Origin of the sequence: Aminobacter aminovorans, from assembly GCF_900445235.1 — a bacterium.
GTDB classification, from domain to species: Bacteria; Pseudomonadota; Alphaproteobacteria; order Rhizobiales; family Rhizobiaceae; genus Aminobacter; species Aminobacter aminovorans.
Genome location: NZ_UFSM01000001.1, coordinates 4,298,996 through 4,324,767 on the forward strand (window position 1 = coordinate 4,298,996; position 25,772 = coordinate 4,324,767).

The 25,772-nt window shown below is 63.5% G+C and carries 19 protein-coding genes and 1 tRNA gene; 14 read left to right on the forward strand and 6 right to left on the reverse strand.

The features are described 5' to 3' along the window. Positions 1-103: 103 nt before the first annotated feature. Positions 104-985 carry a 4-hydroxy-tetrahydrodipicolinate synthase gene (gene dapA, locus DY201_RS21295; RefSeq protein WP_115733914.1) on the reverse strand — a complete coding sequence of 294 codons (882 nt, stop codon included), beginning with the start codon at positions 983-985 and terminating at the stop codon, positions 104-106. A 231-nt stretch (positions 986-1,216) separates the two neighbouring features. On the opposite strand from dapA, the gene DY201_RS21300 reads away from it, so the two are divergent. After that, a complete protein-coding gene (locus DY201_RS21300) occupies positions 1,217-3,259 on the forward strand; it encodes a lytic transglycosylase domain-containing protein (protein ID WP_115732941.1) in 2,043 nt (680 codons plus the stop codon). Between the two features lie 93 nt (positions 3,260-3,352). Beyond that, on the forward strand, positions 3,353-4,264 hold the full coding sequence (locus tag DY201_RS21305; RefSeq protein WP_115732942.1) for an alpha/beta fold hydrolase: 912 nt from the start codon (positions 3,353-3,355) through the stop codon (positions 4,262-4,264). Positions 4,265-4,493: 229 nt separating this feature from the next. On the opposite strand, the gene DY201_RS21310 is transcribed toward DY201_RS21305, so the two are convergent. After that, positions 4,494-5,465 (reverse strand): porin, encoded by a 972-nt coding sequence (locus tag DY201_RS21310; protein WP_115732943.1) that lies wholly within the window; start codon positions 5,463-5,465, stop codon positions 4,494-4,496. A 451-nt stretch (positions 5,466-5,916) separates the two neighbouring features. Between DY201_RS21310 and DY201_RS21315 the strand changes: the two genes are divergently transcribed. The 9 genes from DY201_RS21315 (at position 5,917) to DY201_RS21360 (ending at position 16,380) form a co-directional block, all read left to right on the forward strand. Further along, positions 5,917-6,007 (forward strand) — tRNA-Ser (locus DY201_RS21315). Between the two features lie 147 nt (positions 6,008-6,154). Next, positions 6,155-7,210, forward strand: coding sequence for a porin (locus DY201_RS21320; RefSeq protein ID WP_115732944.1), 1,056 nt, complete (start codon positions 6,155-6,157; stop codon positions 7,208-7,210). 302 nt (positions 7,211-7,512) lie between these two features. Then, positions 7,513-8,388 carry a tyrosine-type recombinase/integrase gene (locus tag DY201_RS21325; protein ID WP_245432143.1) on the forward strand — a complete coding sequence of 292 codons (876 nt, stop codon included), beginning with the start codon at positions 7,513-7,515 and terminating at the stop codon, positions 8,386-8,388. Between the two features lie 310 nt (positions 8,389-8,698). Then, positions 8,699-9,811, forward strand: a complete 1,113-nt coding sequence (locus DY201_RS21335; RefSeq protein ID WP_115732947.1) for a pyridoxal phosphate-dependent aminotransferase — start codon at positions 8,699-8,701, stop codon at positions 9,809-9,811. A gap of 194 nt (positions 9,812-10,005) precedes the next feature. Beyond that, the gene (locus tag DY201_RS21340; protein WP_115732948.1) at positions 10,006-11,268 is read left to right on the forward strand and encodes a CAP domain-containing protein; all 1,263 of its coding nucleotides are present in this window, start codon (positions 10,006-10,008) and stop codon (positions 11,266-11,268) included. An 82-nt stretch (positions 11,269-11,350) separates the two neighbouring features. Further along, positions 11,351-13,093 (forward strand): type I secretion system permease/ATPase, encoded by a 1,743-nt coding sequence (locus DY201_RS21345; RefSeq protein WP_115733915.1) that lies wholly within the window; start codon positions 11,351-11,353, stop codon positions 13,091-13,093. Between the two features lie 2 nt (positions 13,094-13,095). Further along, entirely contained in the window at positions 13,096-14,523 is a 1,428-nt protein-coding gene (locus DY201_RS21350; RefSeq protein ID WP_115732949.1) for an HlyD family type I secretion periplasmic adaptor subunit, read from the forward strand. Positions 14,524-14,612: 89 nt separating this feature from the next. Next, positions 14,613-15,257, forward strand: coding sequence for a TetR/AcrR family transcriptional regulator (locus DY201_RS21355; protein WP_115732950.1), 645 nt, complete (start codon positions 14,613-14,615; stop codon positions 15,255-15,257). After that, positions 15,223-16,380 (forward strand): isovaleryl-CoA dehydrogenase, encoded by a 1,158-nt coding sequence (locus tag DY201_RS21360; RefSeq protein WP_115732951.1) that lies wholly within the window; start codon positions 15,223-15,225, stop codon positions 16,378-16,380. Before DY201_RS21355 ends, DY201_RS21360 begins: the two co-directional genes overlap by 35 nt. Positions 16,381-16,412: 32 nt before the next feature. Here the strand turns inward: DY201_RS21360 and DY201_RS21365 are convergent, their stop codons facing one another. Then, entirely contained in the window at positions 16,413-17,561 is a 1,149-nt protein-coding gene (locus DY201_RS21365; RefSeq protein WP_115732952.1) for a PcfJ domain-containing protein, read from the reverse strand. A gap of 446 nt (positions 17,562-18,007) precedes the next feature. Between DY201_RS21365 and DY201_RS21375 the strand changes: the two genes are divergently transcribed. The 3 genes from DY201_RS21375 (at position 18,008) to DY201_RS21385 (ending at position 22,412) form a co-directional block, all read left to right on the forward strand. Beyond that, positions 18,008-19,615 (forward strand): carboxyl transferase domain-containing protein, encoded by a 1,608-nt coding sequence (locus DY201_RS21375; RefSeq protein WP_115732954.1) that lies wholly within the window; start codon positions 18,008-18,010, stop codon positions 19,613-19,615. Positions 19,616-19,629: 14 nt separating this feature from the next. Beyond that, complete coding sequence (locus tag DY201_RS21380; RefSeq protein WP_115732955.1) at positions 19,630-21,585, forward strand: acetyl-CoA carboxylase biotin carboxylase subunit; 1,956 nt, start codon at positions 19,630-19,632, stop codon at positions 21,583-21,585. A 206-nt stretch (positions 21,586-21,791) separates the two neighbouring features. Beyond that, complete coding sequence (locus DY201_RS21385; RefSeq protein WP_115732956.1) at positions 21,792-22,412, forward strand: YitT family protein; 621 nt, start codon at positions 21,792-21,794, stop codon at positions 22,410-22,412. A 56-nt stretch (positions 22,413-22,468) separates the two neighbouring features. On the opposite strand, the gene DY201_RS21390 is transcribed toward DY201_RS21385, so the two are convergent. The 3 genes from DY201_RS21390 to DY201_RS21400 form a co-directional block, all read right to left on the reverse strand. Then, positions 22,469-23,131 (reverse strand): peroxiredoxin, encoded by a 663-nt coding sequence (locus DY201_RS21390; protein ID WP_115732957.1) that lies wholly within the window; start codon positions 23,129-23,131, stop codon positions 22,469-22,471. Positions 23,132-23,333: 202 nt separating this feature from the next. Next, the gene (locus DY201_RS21395) at positions 23,334-24,455 is read right to left on the reverse strand and encodes an ABC transporter substrate-binding protein (protein WP_115732958.1); all 1,122 of its coding nucleotides are present in this window, start codon (positions 24,453-24,455) and stop codon (positions 23,334-23,336) included. 178 nt (positions 24,456-24,633) lie between these two features. Then, positions 24,634-25,716, reverse strand: coding sequence for a DUF1353 domain-containing protein (locus DY201_RS21400; RefSeq protein WP_172582942.1), 1,083 nt, complete (start codon positions 25,714-25,716; stop codon positions 24,634-24,636). Positions 25,717-25,772 lie beyond the last annotated feature (56 nt).

Consider the following 25,772-nt stretch of genomic DNA (forward strand, 5'->3'; position numbering starts at 1 on the left):
CCCGAATCGCAAGGTGCGAGCCCGGTGGGCGAGCCTCGAGGGAGGCACAATTCCTAGAGCGCTTACATGGCTGCGAAGTGGCAATTCCGCAACCCTTGGGCACTCAGTTGATGAGGCCGGCAAACTTCAGCGCCGCGTCGATCTTCTCGGCGGTCGACTGCTCGATCGTCACCAGCGGCGAACGCAGCACGTTCTCGATGCGGCCGAGACGCGATAGCGCATATTTCGCGCCCGAAGCGCCCGGCTCGATGAAGATCGCCTTGTGCAGCGGCATCAGGCGGTCCTGCAGCTCGAGCGCCTTGGCGTTGTCGCCGGCCAGGCTGGCGTTCTGGAACTCGGCGCAGAGACGCGGCGCCACGTTCGAGGTCACCGAAATGGCGCCGACGCCGCCATGGGCGTTGAAGCCGAGCGCCGAGGCGTCCTCGCCCGACAGCTGGATGAAATCGGTGCCGCAGGTTATTCGCTGCTCGGAGACGCGCTCGACCTTGCCGGTCGCGTCCTTGACGCCGGCGATGTTCTTGAAGTCATGCGCCAGCCGGCCCATCGTCTCCGGCGTCATGTCGATGATCGAGCGCGGCGGGATGTTGTAGATGATAACAGGCAGTGTCGTTGCCTGGGCAACGGCGGCGAAATGCGCATAGAGCCCGCGCTGGGTCGGCTTGTTGTAATAGGGCGTGACGACGAGCACGGCATCCGCGCCGACGCTCTCGGCATACTTGACCAGGCCGACGGCCTCTTCGGTGTTGTTGGAACCGGCACCTGCGATCACGGGCACGCGGCCACGCGCCACCTCGACGCACGTCTTCACGACATGGCGATGCTCGTCATGGGAGAGCGTCGGCGACTCGCCTGTCGTGCCGACCGGCACCAGGCCGGTGGTGCCTTCGGCAATCTGCCATTCGACGAGTTCGCGAAAGGCTTTCTCGTCGAGACGGCCATTCTTTTCGAATGGTGTCACGAGCGCGGTAAGTGAGCCTCTCAGCATGTCGTCCAACTCCAGGAACCCTACGGTTTCGCGGTCTTTTTGATGTCGCCGGCTTTCTAGCCGAAAGCAGGGCCGCGCACCATAGTCTCGACACCAATTTGCGGCAAGTGCGACTGCACCCTATATCGGACCGAATCGAACGACCGCGCTAACCTTTCATTAACCCGCTCTTCACCAGATGAACCTAGGCTCGAAAGTCCCGCTGCTGATCGTAACCTGCAAGGATAGGGAATGACCAAGATCATTCCGGCTGCCAGGCCGCATCATATTGCGCTTTTGAGCGCCTTCATTGCCCTGGCGCCCGTCCCCGCCGGGAGTTCTGCGCTCGACCCGCAGGCAACCTCGGCCATCCCCTTCGCCAGCATCGGCAAGGGTGACGCCGCACGCGCGGCCTTTGGCACCATCGACCAGCTCAAGAGCGGGCTCGACGCGCTGTCGAGCGGCGATCTGGCGCAGGCGCGCGCGGTGCGCGACGCCCTGCCCGCGACCGCACTCGACCGCCACATATTGATGTGGGCAATTGCCATCAATGGCGGCGACAAGGTGCCAAGCGCCGATATCGCCGCCGCAGCACAAGCCCTGCCCGGCTGGCCGGGCCTTGCCACGCTGCGCCGCAACAGCGAGCGCGCCATGGCGCGCGAAACGCCGGGTTCGCACATGGTGGTTTCGGCCTTTGCCGGCAGCGAGCCGCAGACCATCGAAGGCGCATTGCTGCTCGCCCGCGCCCAGAAGGAACTCGGCAACGCCAAGGCAGCGCTTGCCGTGCTGTTGCCCTATTGGCGCAACGAGAAGCTGGACGCCAAATACGAGGTCGCAATCCTCAACGATTTCGGCAGCCTTATCCCCGCCGCCGACCATCGCATCCGCATGGAACGGATGCTCTATGCCGACCGGGTCAATTCCGCCGCCCGCGTCGCCGAGCTCGCCGGGGCAAAGCCGCTTGCCGACGCCTGGGCTGCCGTCATCAAGGGCGACAAGAAGGCACAAGCACTGCTCGACGCGGTTCCCGCAAGCCAGCGGTCGGCCGGCTATGTCTTTGCCAAGGCGCGTTTTCTGCGCAAGCAGGAGAAATTCACCGAAGCCGCAGCCGTCATGCTGAAGGCGCCTAGGGATCGCGCCAGCCTGATCGACCCCGACACCTGGTGGGTGGAACGCCGCGTGCTTTCGCGCGAGCTGCTCGACGAGGGCGACGTCAAGACCGCCTACCGGATTGCTGCGGCCCATTCGGCCGAAAACGCGACGAATGCCGCCGACGCCGAATTCCACGCCGGCTGGTATGCGCTGCGCGCCCTCAACGACGCCAAGCTGGCATCAGGCCATTTCGAACGCATCGCCAAGATCGCCGGCAGCCCGATCTCGCTGTCCCGCGCCTATTACTGGCTCGGCCGCAGCGCCGAAGCAGGCGGGCCCGGCAATGCAAAGGACTATTTCGCCCGCGCCGCCACCTATGGCACCAGCTTCTATGGCCAGCTTGCCGCCGAACGCATCGGCCGCAAGGCGCTCAATGTCGGCTATCCGGCACCGACCGCAGCCGACCGCCAGGCTTTTGCGCAACGCGAGGCGGTCAGCGCGATCACCCGGCTCGAGGGCGCGGGCTATGCGGCTTACGCCGAGATGCTTTACCGCGACCTCGCCTCGCAGCTGAACAGCCCAGGCGAACTCGCGCTCCTTGCCGTCATGGCCGAGAAGCAGAACAACCATTATCTGGCGCTGCGCGTCGGCAAGATCGCCGCCCAGCGTGGCCTCGACGTCGGCGCGCTGTCGCATCCGATCGGAGTGATCCCCGGCTCGGCCAATATCTCGGGTTCAGGCAAGGCTCTGGCCTACGCCATCGCCCGCCAGGAAAGCGAGTTCAAGGTGTCGGCCGTCTCCAGCGCCGGCGCGCGTGGACTGCTGCAGCTGATGCCGGGGACCGCAAGGGATCTGGCGAAGAAGGTCGGCATGGCCTTTTCGCAGGAACGCCTGACGTCGGATGCCGGCTACAACGCCACATTGGGCGCGAGCTTCCTTGGCGAGCAGCTTGGCCGCTTCAACGGCTCCTATGTGCTGACCTTCGCCGGCTATAATGCCGGCCCGCGCCGCGCCGACCAATGGATCGCGCGTTACGGCGATCCGCGCGGCAAGGATGTCGACACCGTCGTCGACTGGATCGAGCGCATCCCCTATGCCGAGACGCGCAGCTACGTCCAGCGCGTGATGGAAAACTATCAGGTCTACAAGATGCGGCTGTCAGGCAGCTACGACATCAATGGCGACCTGGTGAACGGCCGCTGAGGTTGCCTCACCCCGGCAATTGACCTGCTCCGACCGCCCCGCTAGCTAGTTCGGGCCGGCGCGCCAGCTGCGTCGGCGCGGGAGAGCGGCGCGATGGTCAAGGACGGCTTTTCGGACTTCTTTTATACATCGCAGGACGGCCTCAGACTGCATGCGCGACTCTATGGTGCCGAAGCGAACCATGGGGCTGTGGCGAATGCCGGCAACTGGCCGGTCGTCTGCCTGCCTGGACTGACCCGCAATGCCAGGGACTTTCACGAGTTGGCGCTGCAGCTTGCCAACGACGTCGAAAACCCTCGTCGAATCATATGCTTCGACTATCGCGGCCGGGGGCAGTCGGCCTATGACCCGAACTGGCAGAACTATAATGTCGGCATGGAAGCCGCCGACGTCATCGCCGGTCTCGACGCCCTCGGCGTCAACGATGCAGCCTTCATCGGCACATCGCGCGGTGGGCTGATCATCCATGTACTGACCATGATGCGCCCCGCCCTGATCAGGGCGGTCGTGCTCAACGACATCGGCCCGGTGATCGAGACGGCAGGTCTTGCCCATATCAGCTCATATCTGGGGAATGCCCCTCGCCCGGCAGACTTCACTGAGGCTGTCCGGATTCAAAAAGCCGTCCATGGCGAGGCCTTTCCGGCGCTGTCGGATGCCGACTGGCACCGCTTCGTGCACGCCATCTATCGCGACGAGTCGGGTCTGCCCGTCGCCGATTATGACCCGGCCTTGCTCAACACCGTGCTGGCGATGGATCTCACCCAGCCACTGCCCGATCTCTGGCCGCAGTTCGAAGCGCTTGCGTCAGTGCCAGTGCTCACGATCCGCGGCGCCAACTCGCGACTGCTGTCGGGGGAGACTGTCGACGAAATGCAGCGGCGCCACCCGCGCTTCGCAGCGGTCACCGTCGAAGGCCAAGGCCATGCGCCGCTTCTGGAGACGGGAAACCTGCCGGCGACGATCGCTGGCTTTCTGCGTGAAGCTGGGACCAAGGCTGTGTAAGCCTGGTCGACGGCGGGGCCGACCAAAAATCTGGCTGGCTTCGCTGCCAAACTGGCGACGGGCTGTGGGGCACACAGCAAACAGGTAAACTTGGGCAAACTGCCAACGGTTCGCCCTGCGCGCTACGATGCGCCCCGCGTCACCCGACGCCCGAAATCCACAGCATCACTCAAACGAAAAAACCCGGCGGTTGCCCGCCGGGTTTTCCCTAGATCAGCTTGTGAGCTGATTAGAACGAAGCGTCGAGGCGGAGGAAGCCCGAGAACGAGCCGTCTGCATAGTTGTCGCCATCGTCATAGTTGACGGCGAGCTTGGCGTTCAGGTTCTCGACGACCTTGTAGTCGACCACAGCGCCGATAGCCCAGTCGTCCTGGCTGTTGACGAAGTCATCGCCGAAGAACTGACCACCAGCACCAATGCTCAGACGGTCATTGACGGTGTACTTGGCGTAGCCGCCGACCGACCACTCGTAGCCGAAGCTGTAGAAGCTCGGGCCGGAGTTGTAGGTTGCCAGAGCTTCCAGGGTCAGAGCGTCGGTTGCCTTGAACTTGGCAACGGCCTTCAGGCCATACTCTTCCGCAGTCGCATCGTAGACGGCGAACAGGTCGACCGAACCCCAACCCTGGGCGATCGACAGCTTGCCGGCGACGTTCGGGGTGTAGTCGTAGTCGTAGTCGGCCTCTTCAAGAGCCACCGACGCTGCGATGCCGTTGCCGGCGTCGAAGGTGTAGCGGATCGAGTTGATGAAGTCGCCGCCGCCGCTGTCGAACTCGCCCGACAGAGCGCCATCCCACAGGGTGTCGTTACGACCGATCATCAGGCCGCCGAGCTCGAAGTAGGCGTAGCGAATCCACACGGCCGTATCGTCGTATGCCGACTGGTTCTGGAAGTGCAGCTCGATGAATCGGCGGAAGGTGCCGTATTCGGTTTCCGAACGAGCGTCGAGGTTCAGACGAGCAGCGGCGGTCTTCTTCCAGCCGTCATCGTTGTCGTCCCAGTCGATCTGGTAGCGAACGAGGCCGCCGACCTTGAGGCAGGTCTCGGTACCGGGGATGTAGTAGAAGCCCGCGCCGTAAACGTCGCAGATGCGGACGTATTCCATGGGTTCCGGCTCAGCGACGACGACAGCGTCGGCCGCACGAGCGCCGGAGACTGCGAGCAGAGCCGCAGCGGAGCCGAGAAGAAGGCTCTTAATGTTCATTTTCTGACCTCCAGTCAAAAGTTTCAAAAGAGGGTCTGGGTATTTTTTGCTGAAGGACAGCGTTCCCTGCCCCATCCCCGTTTGAAAAAGATGCGCACCGCGCTCCCTCTTCGACCCCGACATTACCCATGAGCCGCCGCGGTTCAACAACCAACACGGCCAGCGGGGGCGTCAGGACGCAGGATCGCCGAGCCATGTTGCACAAATGACACGATTTGATACCCCCTATAAAGAAGTCATTAAGAAATGAAGCCGTTCGGGCGCAGCTTTTGCGCTTGGTGCAGTTCCTGACCGAGTTCTCTTTCCACAGAATCGCGGGTGTTCCGATTCCCTGGGAGGCCGGCTGAGCGGACGATTCGTACATCGAGATCGCCAGGCGATGCTTTTTCATGCCGATATGTAGAATGACTTATTGATTGTGCCGCGCCTTTTCTTTATCCAGCGGCGCAACGGAGAGGTGGCCGAGTGGTCGAAGGCGCTCCCCTGCTAAGGGAGTAGAGGTCAAAAGCTTCTCGTGGGTTCGAATCCCATCCTCTCCGCCAGCCTCAGGCAACCTTCCCTCTCAGATCTCAGAAATTCCAGCTATTTCAACCGCTTGCAAGAGCACTGCGCGCGACTTAGCCCGTTTTTCGTGGCGTTCCGCCTTCAATTCACGATCTCCAGCCGCGATTCTGACTGGAGGTCAGAAAATGAACATTAAGAGCCTTCTTCTCGGCTCCGCTGCGGCTCTGCTCGCAGTCTCCGGCGCTCGTGCGGCCGACGCTGTCGTCGTCGCTGAGCCGGAACCCATGGAATACGTTCGCATCTGCGACGTTTACGGCGCGGGCTTCTACTACATCCCCGGCACCGAGACCTGCCTCAAGATCGGCGGCCTCGTTCGTTACCAGATCGACTGGGACGACCAGGATGAAGGTTGGCGCAAGACTGCTGCTGCGCGCGTGAACCTGGATGCTCGTTCGGAAACCGAATACGGCACGTTCCGCCGCTTCATCGAGCTGCACTTCCAGCACAACGGCCAGGAATACGTCGTTGACACGACCGATGGCTCGTCCGAGTGGTCCGACACCCAGGGCTCCTGGATTCGTTATGCCTTCTTCGAACTCGGCGGCCTGATGATCGGTCGTAACGACACCCTGTTCGACGGCGCCCTGTCGGGTGAATTCGACGCCGGCGGCGGCGACTTCATCAACTCGATCCGTTACACCTTCGACGCTGGCAACGGCATCGCAGTGTCGGTCGCGCTCGAAGAAGAGGACAACAACTTCGACTACGTCCCGCTCGTCGTCGGCAAGGTCTCTGTCGCTCAGGGCTGGGGTTCGGTCGACCTGTTCGCCGCTTATGACGACCGCTTCTCGGAGTTCGCTCTGAAGGGTACCGCCAAGATCAAGGCAACCGACGCTCTGACCCTCGAACTGCTCGCAGCTTACGAGTCGGGCGCCACCTGGTTCGGTCTGTCGGACTTCTACGCAGGCTACGAATGGTCGGTCGGTGGTTACCTGAAGTACCAGGTCAACGAGAAGCTGGCCGTCGGCTTCGGCGGTCAGTACTTCGCTGACAGCCACTTCGGCAACTTCCTCACCAACACCACGACCGAAGTCGGCAACGACGACTGGTCGATCGGCGCGGTCATCGACTACACGATCGTTGAGAACCTCAACGCCAAGCTGGCAGTCAACTACGACGACGGCGACAGCTTCACGGACGGCTCGTTCAACGGCTTCCTCCGTCTCGACGCCTCCTTCTAATAGGCTGACGTCGTAAGGCATAAGGCGGCCCGGGTTTCCTAGGAGACCCGGGCCGTTTTGCTACCGGCAGAACGCCGGGAACCAAACCAAGAAAGGGAGAGTAGGCGCTGTAAAACGATGCGAGTTCGGGCCTAGGACGATATTGCCGTCTGCACCACGGCGTGATCTTGCTCCATTGTTTACGTTATCCCTTGCCTCCGCAAACCATGGCTGTATCTTCCGCGCCGGGGGTTGCTGAGGTGGTTATGAAGAAAGCAACTTCAAAGGACGATATTTTGAGCGGCCACCACTCAGCCGCCCTGATGACTGACTGCAAGGTAACTTACAGTTTCAACACTATTAAAGAAGTAAAGTCATTCAGGGTCATAGACCTATTTTATTCATATAAAGACATATTGTGGGATGACGGGAAGCACAAATACAACGTCAGCTCCTTTATTGGTGAGATCGACGAGATTCTGTTGGGCGAGCGCTTCAGCGCATTTTCCCAGGAAACACTCGACGGCCTTGTAGGCTCCCTGCGCCAACGCGGTAACAGCAACGCGACCATCAATCGAAAGATGGCCGCTTTGAGCAAACTACTGCGCAAGGCCTATAAGATGGGAGACGTCCACAGCCTGCCCGAGTTCCGCCGCCAGAAAGAGCGGGCGGGACGAATCCGCTTTCTCGAGCTCGAGGAAGAGGACAGGCTGTTTGCTGCCATCAAGGCCAAGAGCGAAGACGCCTACCGGCTTTCCGTTTTCCTGGTCGACACCGGCTGCCGCCTCGGCGAGGCGATCGGACTGATCTGGAACGACATCCAGGACACCCGCGTCAGCTTCTGGATCACCAAATCCGGACGCAGCAGGACGATTCCCCTGACCGCGCGCGCCAGAGAGACGGCCAAATGGCCTTCTGAACGTGGGCCGCGTCCGAAAGGGCCGTTTGCCATGCTGACGCAGCCACAGTTTCGCGCCATCTGGAACGAGGCCAAGGCCGAGGTTGGTCTCGGCGCCGACGACCAGGTGGTGCCGCATATCCTGCGCCACACCTGCGCTTCGCGCCTCGTCCAGGGCGGCATCGACATCCGCCGCGTGCAGATGTGGCTCGGTCACCAGACGCTGTCGATGACGATGCGTTATGCGCATCTCGCCACCAACGATCTCGACCGCTGCGTGGTGGTTCTGGAACGGCACTGACGACAGGCAGGCGAACACCGCCCGCATTCAGGCCGGGCTCATGCCCGCTGCCGGCGGTTCGGCTCGGCGCATCGAAAAATTGTTGGTCCCGATCGCGCCAGGACTACGACAAACCATATGCACGCGCAGCCGGTTTTGTCGTATAGGCGAAGTTCTAGAGCGCCGCTTGTCCGATTGGACGCGCAAAGGACGCTGTAGCACTTTGAAACGGGGCATGATCCGTTCCGAAAATCGATTCCGATTTTCGCGGTCATGCACCAGAGATTTCCGCACCCGGTTCGGGGCGGATGACGCCATCGAGTATGCTGCCATGACCAACCGCCCTGCCCTCACCCCCGTTGTCAACGCCCTGCCTGTTACCGTCCCGTTTGTCGGGCCGGAGGCGCAGGAGCGCGGTCGCGGCGCACCGTTTCGGGCTCGCATCGGCGCCAATGAGAGCGGTTTCGGACCTTCGCCGCGGGTGATCGCGCGGATGCAGGAGGCTGCGGGTGAGATGTGGAAATATTGCGACCCCGACAATTACGAGCTGAAAGTCGCGCTGGCACGCCATCTCGGCATTGGCGTCGAGAATGTCGTTGTCGGCGAAGGCATTGACGGCCTGCTGAACCTCGTCGTGCGCATGTACGCCAATGAGGGCACACCAGTCGTGACCTCGCTCGGCGCCTATCCGACCTTCAATTTCCACGTCGCCAGCGTCGGCGCCAGGCTGGTGCCGGTGCCGTTCCGCGACGACAAGGAAGATTTGCAGGGCCTGCTCGACGCGGTGAAGCGCGAGAATGCGCCTGTTGTCTATCTGTCCAACCCGGACAATCCGATGGGCAGCTGGTGGGAAGCGAACGAAATCCTGCGCTTCATCGATGCGTTGCCCGAAACGACGATGCTGGTCCTTGATGAGGCCTATGGCGAGACGGCACCTGTTACGGCGCTGCCGCCGGTCGACATTTCGCGCCCCAATGTCGTGCGCATGCGTACCTTCTCCAAGGCCTATGGCCTCGCCGGCATCCGCTGCGGCTATGCCTTTGGCGACGCCGATGTGATCGCCAGTTTCGAAAAGGTGCGCAATCACTATGGCGTCAGCCGGATGGCGCAGATCGCAGGTGAGGAAGCCCTCGCCGACCAGGCCTATCTTGCCGAAGTGGTCGCCAAGGTCGATGCCGGGCGCAAGCGAATCACCCGGATCGCTGGAGACAACGGCTTGAAGCCGCTGCCCTCGGCGACCAATTTCGTCACCATCGACTGCGGCGGCGATGCTGCCTTTGCCCTTGCCGTGATGCGCAACATGCTCGAGCGCGACGTGTTCATCCGCAAGCCGATGGCGCCGGTGCTCGACCGTTGCATTCGCGTCAGCGTTGGTCTCGACCACGAGCTCGACATCTTCGCCGAAGAATTGCCCAGGGCGATCACTGCTGCCCGCAGCACCTGACGGCAACAGGCATTTTCAACCATTGGTAGGCGGCGAAACCTGCGCAGCATATTGCTGCGCGAAGCTATATGCGGATATCCTAATTTATTCATTTGGACGCCGCATCATCAACACAGTTCGTGCCTAGGCCGGATCTGGGCGGACGGGGACACAGGGGGTTCAACAGCAATCAAGAACCAAACCGGGGAGACCCTATGCCTCAGCACAGCGCCAACGAGCAGTATCTGCTCGAGCTCATCAACGCGGAGCGCGCCAAAGTCGGCGCCCAGCCTCTGGCATTCGACAACGACCTAAGCGAAGCCGCCGAAAACCACGACAAATGGATGCTCTCGGCGGATGTCTTTTCACATACGGGTTCCGGCGGCTCGTCGCCGACGACACGCATGAAGGCGGCCGGCTACACGCTTAGCGGCTCCTGGGCGACCGGCGAGAACATCGCCTGGGCGACCACCCGCGCGCCGACCGGCTATGTCGACGAAGTAAAGCTGCTCCACACCAACCTGATGAATTCTTCCGGACACCGGGCGAACATCCTCAACCCGAACTTCCGCGAGGTCGGCCTCGGCTTCGAGGTCGGCGACTACAAGGGCCGTTCCTCCGCCTTCGTGACCGAAGACTTCGCCAAGACGGGTACCGACCTGTTCCTGACCGGCGTCAGCTTCGACGACAAGGATGGCGACCGCTTCTACGATCCGGGCGAAGGCCTCGGTGCCATCACGGTGACGGCCAAGAACTCCCTCGGCCAGACCTTCAAGACCACGACGTCGGCCGCGGGCGGCTACGACCTGGTGCTGAAGCCCGGCACCTATACGGTCACTTTCACGGGCACCAACATCGCGACATCGACGCAGACGGTCACGATCGGCACCAAGAACGTCAAGAAGGACCTGATCGATCCGGTGATGAAATCGGGCACGCTGGCGGCCACCGCTTCGGCCGATGATGCCGGCACTGCCGCACCGACGACGCCGACCAAGGTGGTCGATGTCGCCGACAACACCGATACCGGCGGCGGCTCGAGCGGCGGCGATAATGCGGGCGCAAACCCTGCGAACAACTGGCTCGCCGACTTCTTCAAGAAGATGGACCATTTCGGCCAGGACCAGGGTGCGCGTGGCGACCCGGGTACGCGTGGCGACCCGGGCACGCGTGGCGCACGTGAAGTGGCCGGCTCGGCAGATGCCGGGGCCAGGAAGACGGTGGCGCTCGATGGCGACCACTTCAACTTCAGCTCGAAGGTGGCAGCACATGTCAACGCCGACCATGTCAACGACATCGTCGACGGCGCCCACGTGCAGCAGGCTGTCGACCATGTGATCGCTGCCTTGCAGGCGCATCTTCCGGCGGATGGTCACGTCGTTGCCGATGCCGGTGATGCGGCCCAGGCAGCGGTCGCCAAGATCCTCGCGCAGATGGCCGCCCATTCGGGCCACCACAACGGCGACCTCGTCGCCTGATCCTACTTGCGATCCAAGAGGCGGGCCTCGTTTGGCGAGGCCCGCCACAACGCAGCCAAATGGCTGCCATTGGGGGAAAGTCCTGACTTATCCGCTTGCAAATGATCCAGGCCGTACCAACCGCTCGGAGCTGCGCGATGCGCTGGGCTCGTTCCGGGGCGCTTTCATCGCCGTTGCCGGCTTCAGCGGCCTGATCAACATCCTGATGCTGTCGGGCTCGCTGTTCATGCTGCAGGTCTATGACCGCGTGCTGCCAAGCCGCAGCGTGCCGACGCTCGTGGCGCTGATCATCCTGGTCGCCGTGCTCTATGCCTTCCAGGGCGTGCTCGAAGCCATCAGGGCACGCGTGCTGACGCGGATCGGCGCCGGCATCGACGAAATCATCAGCGGCCGCGTGTTCAACTGCATCGTCAGGCTGCCGTTGCGCACGCGCGACCGCGGCGAAGGCCTGCAGGCAATGCGTGACCTCGACCAGGTCAGCGGCTTTCTATCAGGCGCCGGACCGGCCGCGCTGTTCGACCTGCCATGGATGCCGCTCTATGTCGGCATCTGTTTTCTCTTCCATCCCTGGATCGGCGTTGCGGCACTCGCCGGCGCGCTGCTTCTTGTCGCGCTCACCGTCCTGACCGACCGCCTGGTGCGCGGGCCGACCAAGGCGATGTCCGGCTTCAGCACGAGGCGCAGCGCCATCGCACAAACAGGCGCCCGCAATGCCGAGGTGCTGGCCGCGATGGGCATGGGCGACCGGTTGGCGCAGCGCTGGGCCCAGGCGAATGGCGATTTCCGCGAGGCGCAGGAACGCGCCAGCGACCTGACCAGCGGCTTCGGCGCGGTATCGCGCATCCTGCGCATGATGCTGCAATCGATGGTGCTGGCGCTCGGCGCCTATCTCGTCATCTACCAGCAGGCGACGCCCGGCATCATCATCGCCAGCTCGATCCTGACGTCGCGCGCGCTGGCGCCGATCGAACTCGCCATCGCGCACTGGAAAGGCTTTCTCAATGCGCGCCAGAGCTGGCACAGGCTCGACACATTGTTCGCGGCGATGCCGGCGTCCGAAAGCGGCATGGAGCTGCCGGCTCCGGTCGACGAGCTCGCCGTCGAGAGCATCAGCGTGGTGGCGCCGGGCGACCGGCGATTTGTGCTGCAGGACGTCGAATTCTCGCTCCGGGCGGGATCCGGCATGGGCGTCATCGGCCCCAGCGGCTCCGGAAAATCCTCGCTGGCGCGCGCGCTCGTCGGCGTCTGGCCGCTGATGCGCGGCAAGGTGCGGCTCGATGGTGCGGCGCTCGAGCAGTGGCCGGCGCAGGCGCTCGGCCGCCATGTCGGCTACCTGCCGCAGGACGTGGAACTGTTTGCCGGGACCGTCGGCCAGAACATTTCGCGCTTTGAAGACAAGGCGGCCTCCGAGACGATCATCGCGGCGGCGAAGGCGGCGGGCGTGCACGACATGATCCTGCGCCTGCCCGAGGGCTACCAGACCGAGATCGGCGAAAGCGGCGCTGCCCTCTCCGCCGGCCAACGCCAGCGCGTGGCGCTGGCGCGTGCGCTCTACCGCGACCCGTTCCTGGTGGTGCTCGACGAGCCCAATTCCAATCTCGACGCATCTGGCGACCTGGCGTTGACGCAGGCCATCGAGCGCATCAAGGCGCGCGGCGGCATCGTGATCGTGGTGGCGCACCGGCCGAGCGCGCTCGCTGCACTCGATCACCTGCTGGTGCTCGGCGGCGGCAAGCAGCAGGCCTTCGGCCTGAAGAGCGATATCGCACGGCAGGCACTGCAACCGGTGCCGGTGCCGCTGCATGCGGTGGGAACGGCGGGCTGACCATGACGCTGGTGACGAACCATTTTTCCACAGACCGGCTCAAGGCTGCCAGAGAACTTGCGACCTCCGCGAGGTCGCACGTGCTCGCGCTGCTCGACAAGGGCGCCATGCTGGACGCAGGCGCCTCCCCACAACAGCAGCGGTTGCGCAAGGCCATCAGGCGCAATGTCAGGCTGGGCGGCATCGCCGCGCTGGCGCTGGTCGGCGGCCTCGGCCTTTGGGCGGCGACAAGCAGCCTGTCGGGTGCGGTGGTCGCGGCCGGTCACCTCGTTGTCGATTCGAACGTCAAGGCGGTCCAGCATCCGCAGGGCGGCGTTGTCGGCGCGCTGAACGTGCACAATGGCAGCGTGGTTTCGGCCGGCGAGGTGCTGGTGCGGCTGGACGACACCGTCGCCAAGGCCAATCTCGCCATCGTCGACAATGGCCTGGACGAACTGTTGGCGCGGCGCGCACGGCTGATGGCCGAGCGCGATGGTGTCGATGCGATCGCCTATCCCGAGGAACTGACGGCGCGCGCGTCCAATCCCGAGATCGCGCAACTGATCGAGGGAGAGAACAAGCTCTTTGCGCTCCGGCGGCAGGCACGCGATGGGCAGGTGTCGCAATTGCGCGAGCGCATTGCCCAGTTCCGCCAGGAAATTTCCGGCATCGAAGCCCAGCAGAACAGCAAGAAGCAGGAGATCGCGCTGATCAAGGTCGAGCTCGCGGGCATGGAAGAGCTGTGGAAAAAGAAGCTGGTGCCGATCTCCCGGCTGGCGGATCGCCAGCGGGCGCAGGCACAGCTCGACGGCGAGGACGGCCAGCTGACGGCGTCCGCAGCGCAGACGCGCGGCCGCATCAGCGAGACCGAGCTTGCCATCATCCAGATCGACCAGGACATGCGCAGCCAGGTGGCGGGCGAACTGCGCGAGATCGACGCCAAGGCCGGCGAGCTCAGGGAGCGGCAGGTCGCCGCCGAGCAGTCGCTGAAGCAGATCGACATCCGCGCGCCGCAGGCCGGCCGCGTCCACCAGCTGGCGATCCATACCGTCGGCGGCGTGGTCACGCCGGGCGAAGCGATCATGCAGATCGTGCCGACGGCGGATGCGCTGGTGGTCGAGGCGCGCGTCGCGCCGCAGGACATCGACCAGGTGCGGATCGGCCAGCCGGCCACGCTGAGGCTTTCCGCCTTCAACCAGCAGACGACGCCGGAGGTGGAAGGCACGGTCGACCGGGTTTCACCCGACATGATCGAGGACCAGAAGGCCGGGCTGTCCTATTATGGGGTGCGCATAACCCTGTCTGCCAAGAGCCTCGAACAGGCCGGCTCGCCGGAACTCAAGCCGGGCATGCCGGCCGAGGTGTTCCTCAAGACCACCGACCGCACGGTGCTTTCCTATCTGTTCAAGCCCTTGACCGACCAGGCCAGCCGCGCCTTCCGCAGCGACTGACGCGGCCGTCATCCACAGATCGCATTTCGCGCCACTTGAATTAATTAAACGTTCGTTTTATTAATTCGCTATTCGGGAGGAATGGCTGGATGGCGCGAACTGCGGGTTCGGACGGCGGCAGGACGGAAGCGGCGATCCGCGAGGCAGCTGTACAGCTGATCGCGCGCCACGGCTTCGAGGCGGTGACGATGCGCCAGCTGGCGGCCGAAGTCGGCGTGCAGGCTGCTGCGCTCTATCGCTATTTTCCGACCAAGGAAGACCTGCTCCATACGCTGATGCGCGAACACATGGAGGCGCTGCTTGGCGCTTGGGAGCAGGCACGCCCTGCCAATGACGATCCGTTGGCGCGGCTGACCAGCTTTGTCGTCAACCACATCCGTTTCCATGTCGAGCGCCGGCACGCCACCCATGTCTCCAACATGGAGTTGCGCAGCCTTTCGCGCGATAATCTGACCAGCATCCTCAAGCTCCGCACGGCCTACGAGAAGGAGCTCAGGACCATCCTGCGCGACGGCGCGGATGCGGGCCTGCTTGATATCGACGACACCGGCCTGACCGCGATGGCGATCATCCAGATGATCACGGGCGTCATCGTCTGGTTTCGTCCCGATGAGAGACTGTCGGTCGACGAAGTGACCGCGACCTACCTTGCCATGACGATGCGCCTGACCGGCGCCAGGACCAATGCGGAGGACCGCCATGTACGACAAGACGCTGAACTTCGGGCTCGGTGAGGACATAGACAGCCTGCGCGAGATGGTCAGGCGCTTCGCCCAGGAGCGCATCGCGCCGATCGCCGCCGACATCGACCGCAGCAACGAGTTTCCAGCCCATCTCTGGCAGGAGCTCGGCGCGCTCGGCCTGCTCGGCATCACTGCCGAGGGCGAATATGGCGGCTCGGAAATGGGCTATGTCGCCCATGTCGTGGCGGTTGAGGAAATCTCGCGCGCCTCGGCCTCGGTCGGCCTGTCCTATGGCGCGCATTCGAACCTGTGCGTCAACCAGATCAAGCGTTGGGGAACGCCGGAGCAGAAGGCAAGATACCTGCCCAAGCTGTGCTCGGGCGAACATGTCGGCGCGCTCGCCATGTCAGAAAGCGGCTCCGGCTCGGACGTCGTGTCGCTGCGCCTCAGGGCCGAGAAGCGCAACGACGTCTATGTGCTCAACGGCTCCAAGATGTGGATCACCAACGGGCCCGACGCCGACACGCTGGTGGTCTATGCCAAGACCGATCCCGACCGCAAATCGCGCGGCATCACCGCCTTCATCATCGAGAAGACGATGAAGGGCTTTTCGGTGGCGCAGAAGCTCGACAAGCTCGGCATGCGCGGCTCGAACACCGGCGAGCTGGTGTTCGAGAATGTCGAGGTGCCGTTCGAGAACGTACTGCACGAGGAAGGCCGCGGCGTCGAAGTGCTGATGTCCGGCCTCGACTATGAGCGCGTGGTGCTGGCCGGCGGACCGATCGGCATCATGGCGGCGTGCATGGACGTCGCCGTGCCTTACGTGCACGACCGCAAGCAGTTCGGCCAGCCGATCGGCGAATTCCAGCTGGTGCAAGGCAAGCTTGCCGACATGTATTCGACGATGAATGCCGCACGCGCCTATGTCTATGCCGTGGCCGCCGCCTGCGATCGCGGCCAGACGACCCGCAAGGACGCCGCCGGCTGCGTGCTGTTTGCTGCGGAGAAGGCGACGCTGATGGCGCTCGATGCGCTGCAACTGCTCGGCGGCAATGGCTACATCAACGACTATCCCACCGGTCGGCTGCTCCGCGACGCCAAACTCTACGAGATCGGCGCCGGCACCAGCGAGATCAGGCGCTGGCTGATCGGCCGCGAGATCATGGCAGAATGACCCTGCGCGCCAATCACGCGCAGGGCCGGTCTTCAATGCTCGACCAGGCTCACCCCCCTCGCCTTGGCCCAGCGGCCGAGGACCTGCAACTCGTCCTGCCTTGCCGTCCGGTTGCCGAAGCCGCGGATCTGGACCGCGCGGTTTCGCGGATCGAGCTCGATCGTCAGCATGCGATCCGCCCTGCCGCCGCCCGTCCGCCGCAACGACCAGATCGAAGCCTGGCCGGCGATGCACTTTGCCGCGTAGGTCCAGACGCAGTGATGCATGGCGCGGCTTTCGGCAACCAGCTCGTCCGCCTTGGTGATCTGCAGCACCGCGAACTCCTCGCCACGCGTGCTGGCCTTGCTGTCGCTTGGACGCCAGGACCAGTTGGCGAGCGGCGAGCCGGCCCAGCCGCCCTCGTCCTTGCCGCCGCCTCGCCGGATCTCGGCCTGCCGTTGGGCAGCCCTGATACGGGCCACCATGGCGATGTCGCGGTGCCAGTCTCGCATCTGACGTTCCAGCGACGCCAGCGTGCGCCCGCGCAGGCTGTATTGCCGGTCGCGCTCAAGACGCGCCGCCAGATAATCGCAGAGGTCGTCGATCTCTTCGATCGGCAGCGGGTGGACAGCAAAGAAGCGCGCCGCCTCCCGCCAGAAGGCAAGCTCGCCTCTCGGCGTGCGCGAGATCTTCGACCGGGCGATGCGCTGGGCGACTCCGAGATCGTCGGCATAGGTGCGTGCGATCGCCAGCCAGAAGGTCTCGCAGAAGTCGAGCACCGCCGGCGGGTTGAGGAAGCAATGGACCTCCTTTCGGGTCAGCCATTCGGCGGCGCCCAGTTTGTACAGCGACTGGCCGCCGGCTGCTGCGACATACCAGCGTTTGCACAGCCTGATCTCATCGGCATCGAGCCCGCTGCCATCGAGCCAGATTTGCTCGAGATGCGCGGCCACCGGGTAGACCGCAAAGAGATGGCGCGCGGCAGCCAGACGCAACCGTCCCGGGTCACGCGTCTTGAGCTGGGGACGCCAGGCGTCGCGGTGGCGGATGGCGTCGCCAAAGCCGGAGAGCACCTCGTCCAGCGCCCTCTTGAAATCAGGCGGTTGGCGAAGCGGTCGGACGACCTGCCTCAGCGTCGCTTCATAAGCAGCAATGCGTTCGCGCTCGGCCTCGTGCCGGCGCCTTATTCTGGAACGTGCCATAGCCGTTCAACCTCATCGAGAACCTGTCAGCCGGGCGCGAAGCGACAACCGGCACGGAATGTGTCGATTTCGATCGCGCTGACATGACAGACCTCCTTGGGTTGAATGGGCGGGCTACATAGTCGCGAGAATTGCAGGATGCAAGCGATGTTGACGTTTGGGAATGTCGGGGATGGTGACGTGTGGCAAGGTTGCATCAGGGGCCACGGACTCAATCTCGACGTGATGCCGTTCGACCATGAACATGCGAGGTCGGTCGGCAGGCTGCGTGCCGACAGGAATTGGGCCGACCTGGACGTCGGCTGCAGGATTGAGGTCATACGTTAGAGCCAGACGATGCTGGACTTCGCCGAAATTACGAGGCTAGTGCGTTAGATTCGCCACCCACCATGACTGCTTCGCGCCTTTGGGCGCGGCAGCGCATGGGTATCACTCCAAGAGGAAAAATGCCGACGCTTCATTCCCAGCTCTCCCCCTCCTCCGAAAGCTTCAAGGCAAATGCCGCGCGTCTGCGAACGCTGGTGGCCGACATCAGCGAGAAGGCTGCGACGGTGGAGCGCGGCGGTTCGGAGGATGCGCGCAAGCGGCATATGTCGCGCGGCAAGCTGTTGCCGCGTGAAAGGCTGGCGCAACTGCTCGACGCCGGCTCGCCCTTCCTCGAGGTCGGCCAGTTCGCCGCCTTCGGCCTCTATGGCGGCGACATCGCCTCCGCCGGCGTGATCGCCGGCATCGGCCGCGTCGAGGGCACCGAGGTGATGGTCGTGGTCAATGACGCCACGGTGAAGGGCGGCACCTATTATCCGCTGACGGTGAAGAAGCATCTCAGGGCGCAGGAGATCGCGCTGCAGAACAATCTGCCCTGCATCTATCTCGTCGATTCCGGCGGCGCCAACCTGCCCAACCAGGACGAGGTCTTTCCCGACCGCGATCATTTCGGCCGTATCTTCTTCAACCAGGCCAACATGTCGGCGGCGGGCATTCCGCAGATCGCCTGCGTCATGGGTTCATGCACGGCGGGCGGTGCCTATGTGCCGGCGATGTCCGACGAGACCGTCATGGTGCGCAACCAGGCGACCATCTTTCTCGCCGGCCCGCCGCTGGTAAAGGCGGCGACAGGCGAGGATGTGAGCGCCGAGGAGTTGGGCGGCGCCGACCTGCATACGCGGGTCTCGGGTGTCGCCGACCACTATGCCGTCGACGACGAACACGCTTTGGCGATCGTCCGGCGCATCGTCAAAAACCTGAATCGGAAGAAGGACATCGGGATCGTCCTGAAGAAATCGATTCCGCCTGTTCATGCGCCGGAAGAGGTTTATGGCGTCATCCCGGCCGACCTGCGCCAGCCTTACGATGTGCGCGAGGTGATCGCGCGCGTCGTCGACGGCTCCGAATTCGACGAGTTCAAGCAGAACTACGGCACGACGCTGGTGACGGGCTTTGCCCATGTCCACGGCATGCCGGTCGGCATCATCGCCAATAATGGCGTGCTGTTTTCGGAGAGCGCGCTGAAGGGCGCGCATTTCATCGAGCTGTGCTGCCAGCGCAAGATCCCGCTGGTGTTCCTGCAGAACATCACCGGTTTCATGGTGGGGGCGAAATACGAAGCCGGCGGCATCGCCAAGGACGGCGCCAAGCTGGTGACGGCGGTGGCGACCGCACAGGTGCCAAAGGTCACCATCATCATCGGCGGCTCGTTCGGCGCCGGCAATTACGGCATGTGCGGCCGCGCCTACTCGCCACGCTTCCTGTGGATGTGGCCGAATGCGCGCATTTCCGTCATGGGCGGCGAGCAGGCGGCAACAGTGCTTGCCATGGTCAAGCGCGAAGGCATCGAGCGCAAGGGCGGCAACTGGAGCAAGGAAGAAGAGGCCGAGTTCCGCGCGCCGATCCTTGAGAAATACGAGCGCGAGGGGCACCCGCTCTACTCGTCGGCCAGGCTGTGGGACGACGGCATCATCGATCCCGCCAGGACCCGCGAGGTGTTGGCGCTCAGCCTGTCGGCAGCGCTCAATGCGCCGATATCTGACACCAAGTTCGGCGTGTTCAGGATGTGATGGGAGATCAAAGAATGTTCTCAAAAATCCTCATCGCCAATCGCGGCGAGATCGCCTGCCGCGTCATCCGCACCGCCCGCAAGATGGGCGTGAAGACGGTCGCCGTCTATTCGGACGCCGATGCGCGCGCGCTGCATGTCGCGATGGCCGACGAAGCCGTGCATATCGGTGGCTCGCCTGTCGCCGAAAGCTATCTGCGCGGCGACGTCATCATTGCCGCCGCCAAGGCGACGGGCGCCGAGGCGATCCATCCCGGCTACGGCTTTCTGTCCGAAAACCCCGGCTTCGTCGATCAGGTGACGCGGGCAGGCCTCGTCTTCATCGGGCCTTCGGCAGATTCGATCCGCGCCATGGGGCTCAAGGACGCGGCCAAGAGGCTGATGGAAAAGGCAGGCGTGCCGGTCGTTCCAGGCTATCACGGCGAGGCGCAGGAGATCGTCATCCTCGCCAGCAAGGCGCGCGAGATCGGCTATCCCGTGCTGATCAAGGCGCGGGCCGGCGGCGGCGGCAAGGGCATGCGCCGCGTCGACCATTCTGACGATTTCGCCGATGCGCTGTCCGGCGCGCGGCGCGAGGCCAAGGCCGCCTTCGGTGACGACCGCGTGCTGGTCGAAAAATATGTCGACAAGCCGCGCCATATCGAAGTGCAGGTGTTCGGCGACAATTTTGGCAATGCCGTGCACCTGTTCGAGCGCGACTGCTCGGCGCAGCGCCGCCACCAGAAGGTGATCGAAGAAGCCCCTGCCCCCGGCATGACGGCCGAACTGCGCGCGGCGATGACCGACGCCGCGGTGAAGGCCGCCAAGGCGATCAAATATTCCGGCGCCGGCACGATCGAGTTCATCGTCGATGCCTCGGACGGGCTGAAGCCGGATCGCTTCTGGTTCATGGAAATGAACACGCGGCTGCAGGTCGAGCATCCGGTGACCGAGATGATATCGGGCGTCGACCTCGTCGAATGGCAGCTTCGGGTCGCTTCCGGCGAGCACATACCGCTGGCGCAGGATGAGATCACGCTGTCCGGCCATGCCTTCGAGGCACGGCTCTATGCCGAGGATCCCGCCAAGGGCTTCCTGCCGGCGATCGGCACGCTGCATCATCTCAGCTTCCCCAGTGAAGCTTTACCGGGCACCGAAATCCGCGTTGAAACCGGCGTGCGCCAGGGCGATGCGATCTCGCCGTTCTACGACCCGATGATCGCCAAGGTGGTGACGCATGGGCCTGATCGCGCCACAGCCCTCGAGGCACTGGCCGACGCAGTCACCCGCACCGAAGTGGCGGGGTCGACGACCAATGCGGCGTTCCTGGCCGCCCTTGCCCGTGACCCCGACTTCGCCTCTGGCGATGTCGACACCGGTCTCATCGGGCGCAAGCAGGACGAGCTGACGGCCACCGCGCCGCCAAGCAGCCGGGCCGTGGCGCTTGCCGCACTGGCTGCCACGGGCGCTGCGGCATCTGCTGCCTCTGATGATCCGTGGTCTGGCCTGACCGGCTATGCCCACTTCAACCCGCTGGCACGGCGGGCAGCGCTGTCATCCGGCGGCGCCGACATCGTCGCCCACATCACGGCGCGACCGGACGGGCGTTTCCAGGTCAGGCCGGAGGGCGGCGAGGCCTTCGTGCTGGCTGCGGGCGCGAGCGATGCGGGTGCGACGGTCGCGGCGTGGCCCGGCCATGTCACGGTGTTCGAAAACGGCCGCTCTGTCGACTTTGCCATCAGCGATCCTTTCGCCCGGGCGGCCGAGATCGGCGAAGGCACGTCGAGCATGCGCGCGCCGATGCCGGGCCTGGTCAAGCTCGTTCGCGCCGCCAAGGCCGACAAGGTGGCCAAGGGCCAGCCGCTTTTGGTGCTCGAGGCGATGAAGATGGAGCACACCATCACCGCCACCCATGACGGGGTGATTAGCGAGATCGCCGTCGAGGGCTCGCAGGTGACCGACGGAACGGTGCTCGTACGCTTCGAGGAGTAGAGCGTCTCGGCTTTTCTTCGAATTACGGAAGCGCTCTATCTTCTTGTTTTTGCGAAATTCCTGGGAAAGCTGCCGCACAGTTTTCCTGGAATTGCTCTTACGCGAGCCTTGCTGTTTGCGCATGACAGACCAGCCCGAAAATCTGTATCGGATTTCGGGCTGGTGCCATATTGCTGCGATGCAGCAAACATGGACAGGCACGCGCAGTGACCAATATCAGCAACAGTGATGCCCTACCGCATCGCCAGTACGAGGACGTGCTGGCACTGCTCACCGGTACCATGATGGTGGCGCTCGGGCTGGTTCTCTACACCAATGCCGGGCTGATCACAGGCAGTTCGGCCGGACTGGCGCTGCTTGTGCAATACGCCACCGGCTACGGCTTCGGCGCCATCTTCTTCGTCATCAACCTGCCGTTCTATTATCTCGCCGTGAAGCGCATGGGCTGGCCGTTCGCGCTGCGCACCTTTGCTGCCGTGGCGCTGATTTCGCTGCTGTCGCGCCTGATGCCCGACTGGATCGGCATCGGCCACCTTAACCCGCTCTATGCGGCGATAGCGGGCGGCGGCCTGATGGGCATGGGCCTTCTGGTGCTGTTCCGCCATCGCGCCGGCCTCGGCGGCTTCAACATCCTGGCCTTGTACCTGCAGGACAATCACGGCATCCGCGCCGGCTATTTCCAGTTGGCGGTCGACCTGGTCATTCTCGTGGTGTCGCTGTTTTATCTCGAGCTCGACAAGGTCGCACTTTCGGTCCTGGGGGCTGCGGTGCTCAACCTGATCATCGCCATCAACCATCGCCCCGGCCGTTATGTCGGCATGAGCTGAAACGAAAAAGCCGCGCCAGACGGCGCGGCCCTTTTGCGTGCGACAGCCATGCCGGGTCAGCCGGCGGTCGGCTGCTTGGTCTTCCTGAGATAGGGCAGAACGCGCTCGAACGAGCCGAAGCGCTTGATCGCGTCCTCGTCGGAGACGGCGGCGGTGACAATGACGTCGTCGCCCTGCTTCCACTGCACAGGTGTTGCCACCTGGTACTTGGCGGTCAGCTGGATCGAATCCAGCGCGCGCAGGATCTCGTCGAAGTTGCGGCCGGTCGACATCGGATAGGTCAGCGTCAGCTTGACCTTCTTGTCGGGGCCGATGACGAACACCGAACGCACGGTGGCATTGTCTGCCGGGGTGCGGCCTTCCGAGCTGTCGCCGGCGGTGGCCGGCAGCATGTCGAAAAGCTTGGCGATGGCCAGCGTCGGGTCGCCGATCATCGGATAGTCGACCTTGTTACCGGAGAGCGTTTCGATGTCGGCCTTCCATTTGTGATGGTTCTCGACCGGATCGACCGAAATGCCAATTATCTTGGCATTGCGCTTGGCGAAGTCGGCCTTGAGCCCGGCCATGTAGCCGAGTTCGGTAGTGCAGACGGGGGTGAAATCCTTGGGGTGCGAAAACAGTACCGCATAGCCGTCACCGATCCAGTCGTGGAAGCTGATCGCGCCTTCCGTCGTGTCGGCCTGGAAATCGGGGGCAGTGTCATTGATGCGAAGGCTCATGGTCGGTTCCTCCTGAATGCGACGCACACGGCTTGCGCCGGCCAGAACGGCCTGATTTCAGCGTCCACGTGCGAAAATCTCATTTTGCGCCAAGCTCGTGAAAACGACAATGGCCGGGACGTGCCCGGCCATTGAATGCATCTCTGTGGCTTACTGCCACAATGGCCGGGACGTGCCCGGCCATTGAATGCATCTGTGAGGCTTACTGCTTGATCGGCGCGTATTTGCCGTCGTGCCACTGGTTGATGTCGTAGCTGGCGTTCTTGAGATCGCCCTTCTCGTCGAAGACGACATCGCCGACGACGGTGCTGATCGGCTTGCCGTCCTTGAGCGCCTCGGCGACCTTCATCGGGTCATCCGTACCGGCACGCTCGATGCCCTGCGCGAAAGCCTGGATGGTGGCGTAGGAGAACAGCGTGAAGCCTTCCGGCACGAAACCGCCGGCCTTGATCTTCTCGACAGCTTCCTTGGCCTCGGGCTTGGCCTGCGGGTCCGACGGGAACACGAACAGCGTGCCTTCACCGGCCGGGCCGGCAATCTGCCAGAACTCGGGCGAAGCGATCGAGTCCGGCATGATCAGCTGATACTTGAAGTTCTGCTCGGCCGACTGGCGCAGGATGAGGCCGGCTTCCGGGTGGTAGCCGCCGAAATAGACGACGTCAGCCTTGAGCTCCTTCAGCTTGGTGACCAGCGCCGAATAGTCCTTCTCGCCGGCATTGATGCCTTCGTAGAGAACTTCGTTCAGGCCGCCGGCATTCATCGTCGCCTTGACGGCGTCGGCCACGCCCTGGCCATAGGCGCTCTTGTCGTGCAGCACGACGACGTTCTTGCCCTTGTACGTCTCGGCGATCCACGGGCCGATGAAGGCACCCTGGGCGTCGTCTCGCGTGTAAAGACGCATGATCGTCGGCCAGCCCTTCTTGGCAGCATCGTCGGTCAGCACCGGATTGGAGGATGCCGGCGACATCATCAGCGCGCCGGCTTCCGCATAGACCGCGGATGCCGGGATGCTCGAGCCCGAGCAGGCATGGCCGTCGATGAACTTGATGCCGTTGGCAACGATGCGGTTGGCGACCGAAACGGCCTGCTTGGGATCGCAGACGTCGTCTTCGATCGAGAGCTTGAGCTGGCGGCCCAAAACGCCACCCTTTTCATTGATCGCCTTGACGGCAGCTTCGGCGCCCTGCTTGAACTGGTCGCCGATATTGGCGAGCTGGCCGGTCATCGGGCCAGCCACGGCAATGCCGATGTCCTGCGCATAAGCAGCGCCGGCGCTGAGCGACAGGCCGACAAGAGCTGCGCCAAATCTACGTTTCAGATGCATTGTTACCCCTCCCTGGGACGCTCCGGCATTTCCCGGATCGCGTCACGCCTGCAATGGCCGAAAGCTGTCATCGCAACCGGGACTTGTCTTGGCGCATTGACGGCGAGTGATTGTGCCTGTGTTGGCAGGCAGATGTACAGGCACAATCAGCAGGCGCCGACAATGCCGATGTCGGGCGTCAGCCGCCCTGCGGCAGCACGTTCGGTGACGTCAGCCAGTTCTGATAGCTCCGGTCGGCTTCGATGATCTTGTTCCATTGGGCGCGCTCGGCCACCGATTTTGTCGCCGTCCACTCGATCCCGGTGCCCTTGAGACCGTTGGTCCGGGCGGCCTCGACCAGATAGCTGTCCGGCAGCATCTTCGGCAGCGTCGCCTGGGCAATGCCTATATTGCTGAGCTCGACGGCGCTCCAGCCACCTCCCGTCCTGACCAGGCCACCCTCCGCCTTGACGCTGGCCACGACCTGCTCGGAACTGCCTTCAATCGGCACCAACAGTCCGAAGTCGGTGAAATTGGCGCGTGCTTCGGTCGGGCTGTAGCCGGCAAATGTCGTTGCCCCGTCCACCATGGCCTTGAGCTGCTCGACGCCTTCGAAGGTCGCCGGGATTTCACCGGTCGCCGTCAGGTCGATGACCTTGCCATCCGTATCCTGCAGCGTCTTGGCAACCGCCATCAGCTTGCTGACGAGGAATGTGTCGCGCTGATCCTGCGCCAGCGCGGCGGACTTGATGAAGATGTCGAACTTGCGAGACGGGGATGACGTTTCCGCGCTCGGCGCGGCGGCGGTACTTGCGCCCGCCCCGCGCGGCGGCGTCAACAGGGAACCGATCTCGTCGAAGCAATTGGTGCCGTCATTTGCCAGGGACTGCTGGGTCAGCGTCCAGTCGGGACCACCGAGCCTGACGGCCGAGTACATGAGCCACGCCTGCCAGGAGGGCGTGCCATTGGCCAGCATCGCGTAGTAGAAATTGCGGTGCGTGTCGTGCGCGGTGCGCGTCTGCACACAGCAGAAATAGTCATGGACAATCGATGCCGGGAAATACGGGCCGTCATAGTTGTCGCCGACGATCAGCTCGAACAGCCAGGGAATGGTCGCGCCATCGGTGTAGCTTCCTGCCGGCACGCTCCACAGAAGGCCATTCGGATCGTTGAAATTGAGCGCCTTGGTGATCCTGAACGGCTTGGGCGACGCATCGGTCCGATTTTCCAATGCGATGGGAAGATCGACGAACTTGCCATAGTAGTCCTGCGCCCGGGACATGTCGGCTGCAAGCAAGAGAATGAGCGTAGTTGAACTGCCAAGCAAAGACCTGCGCA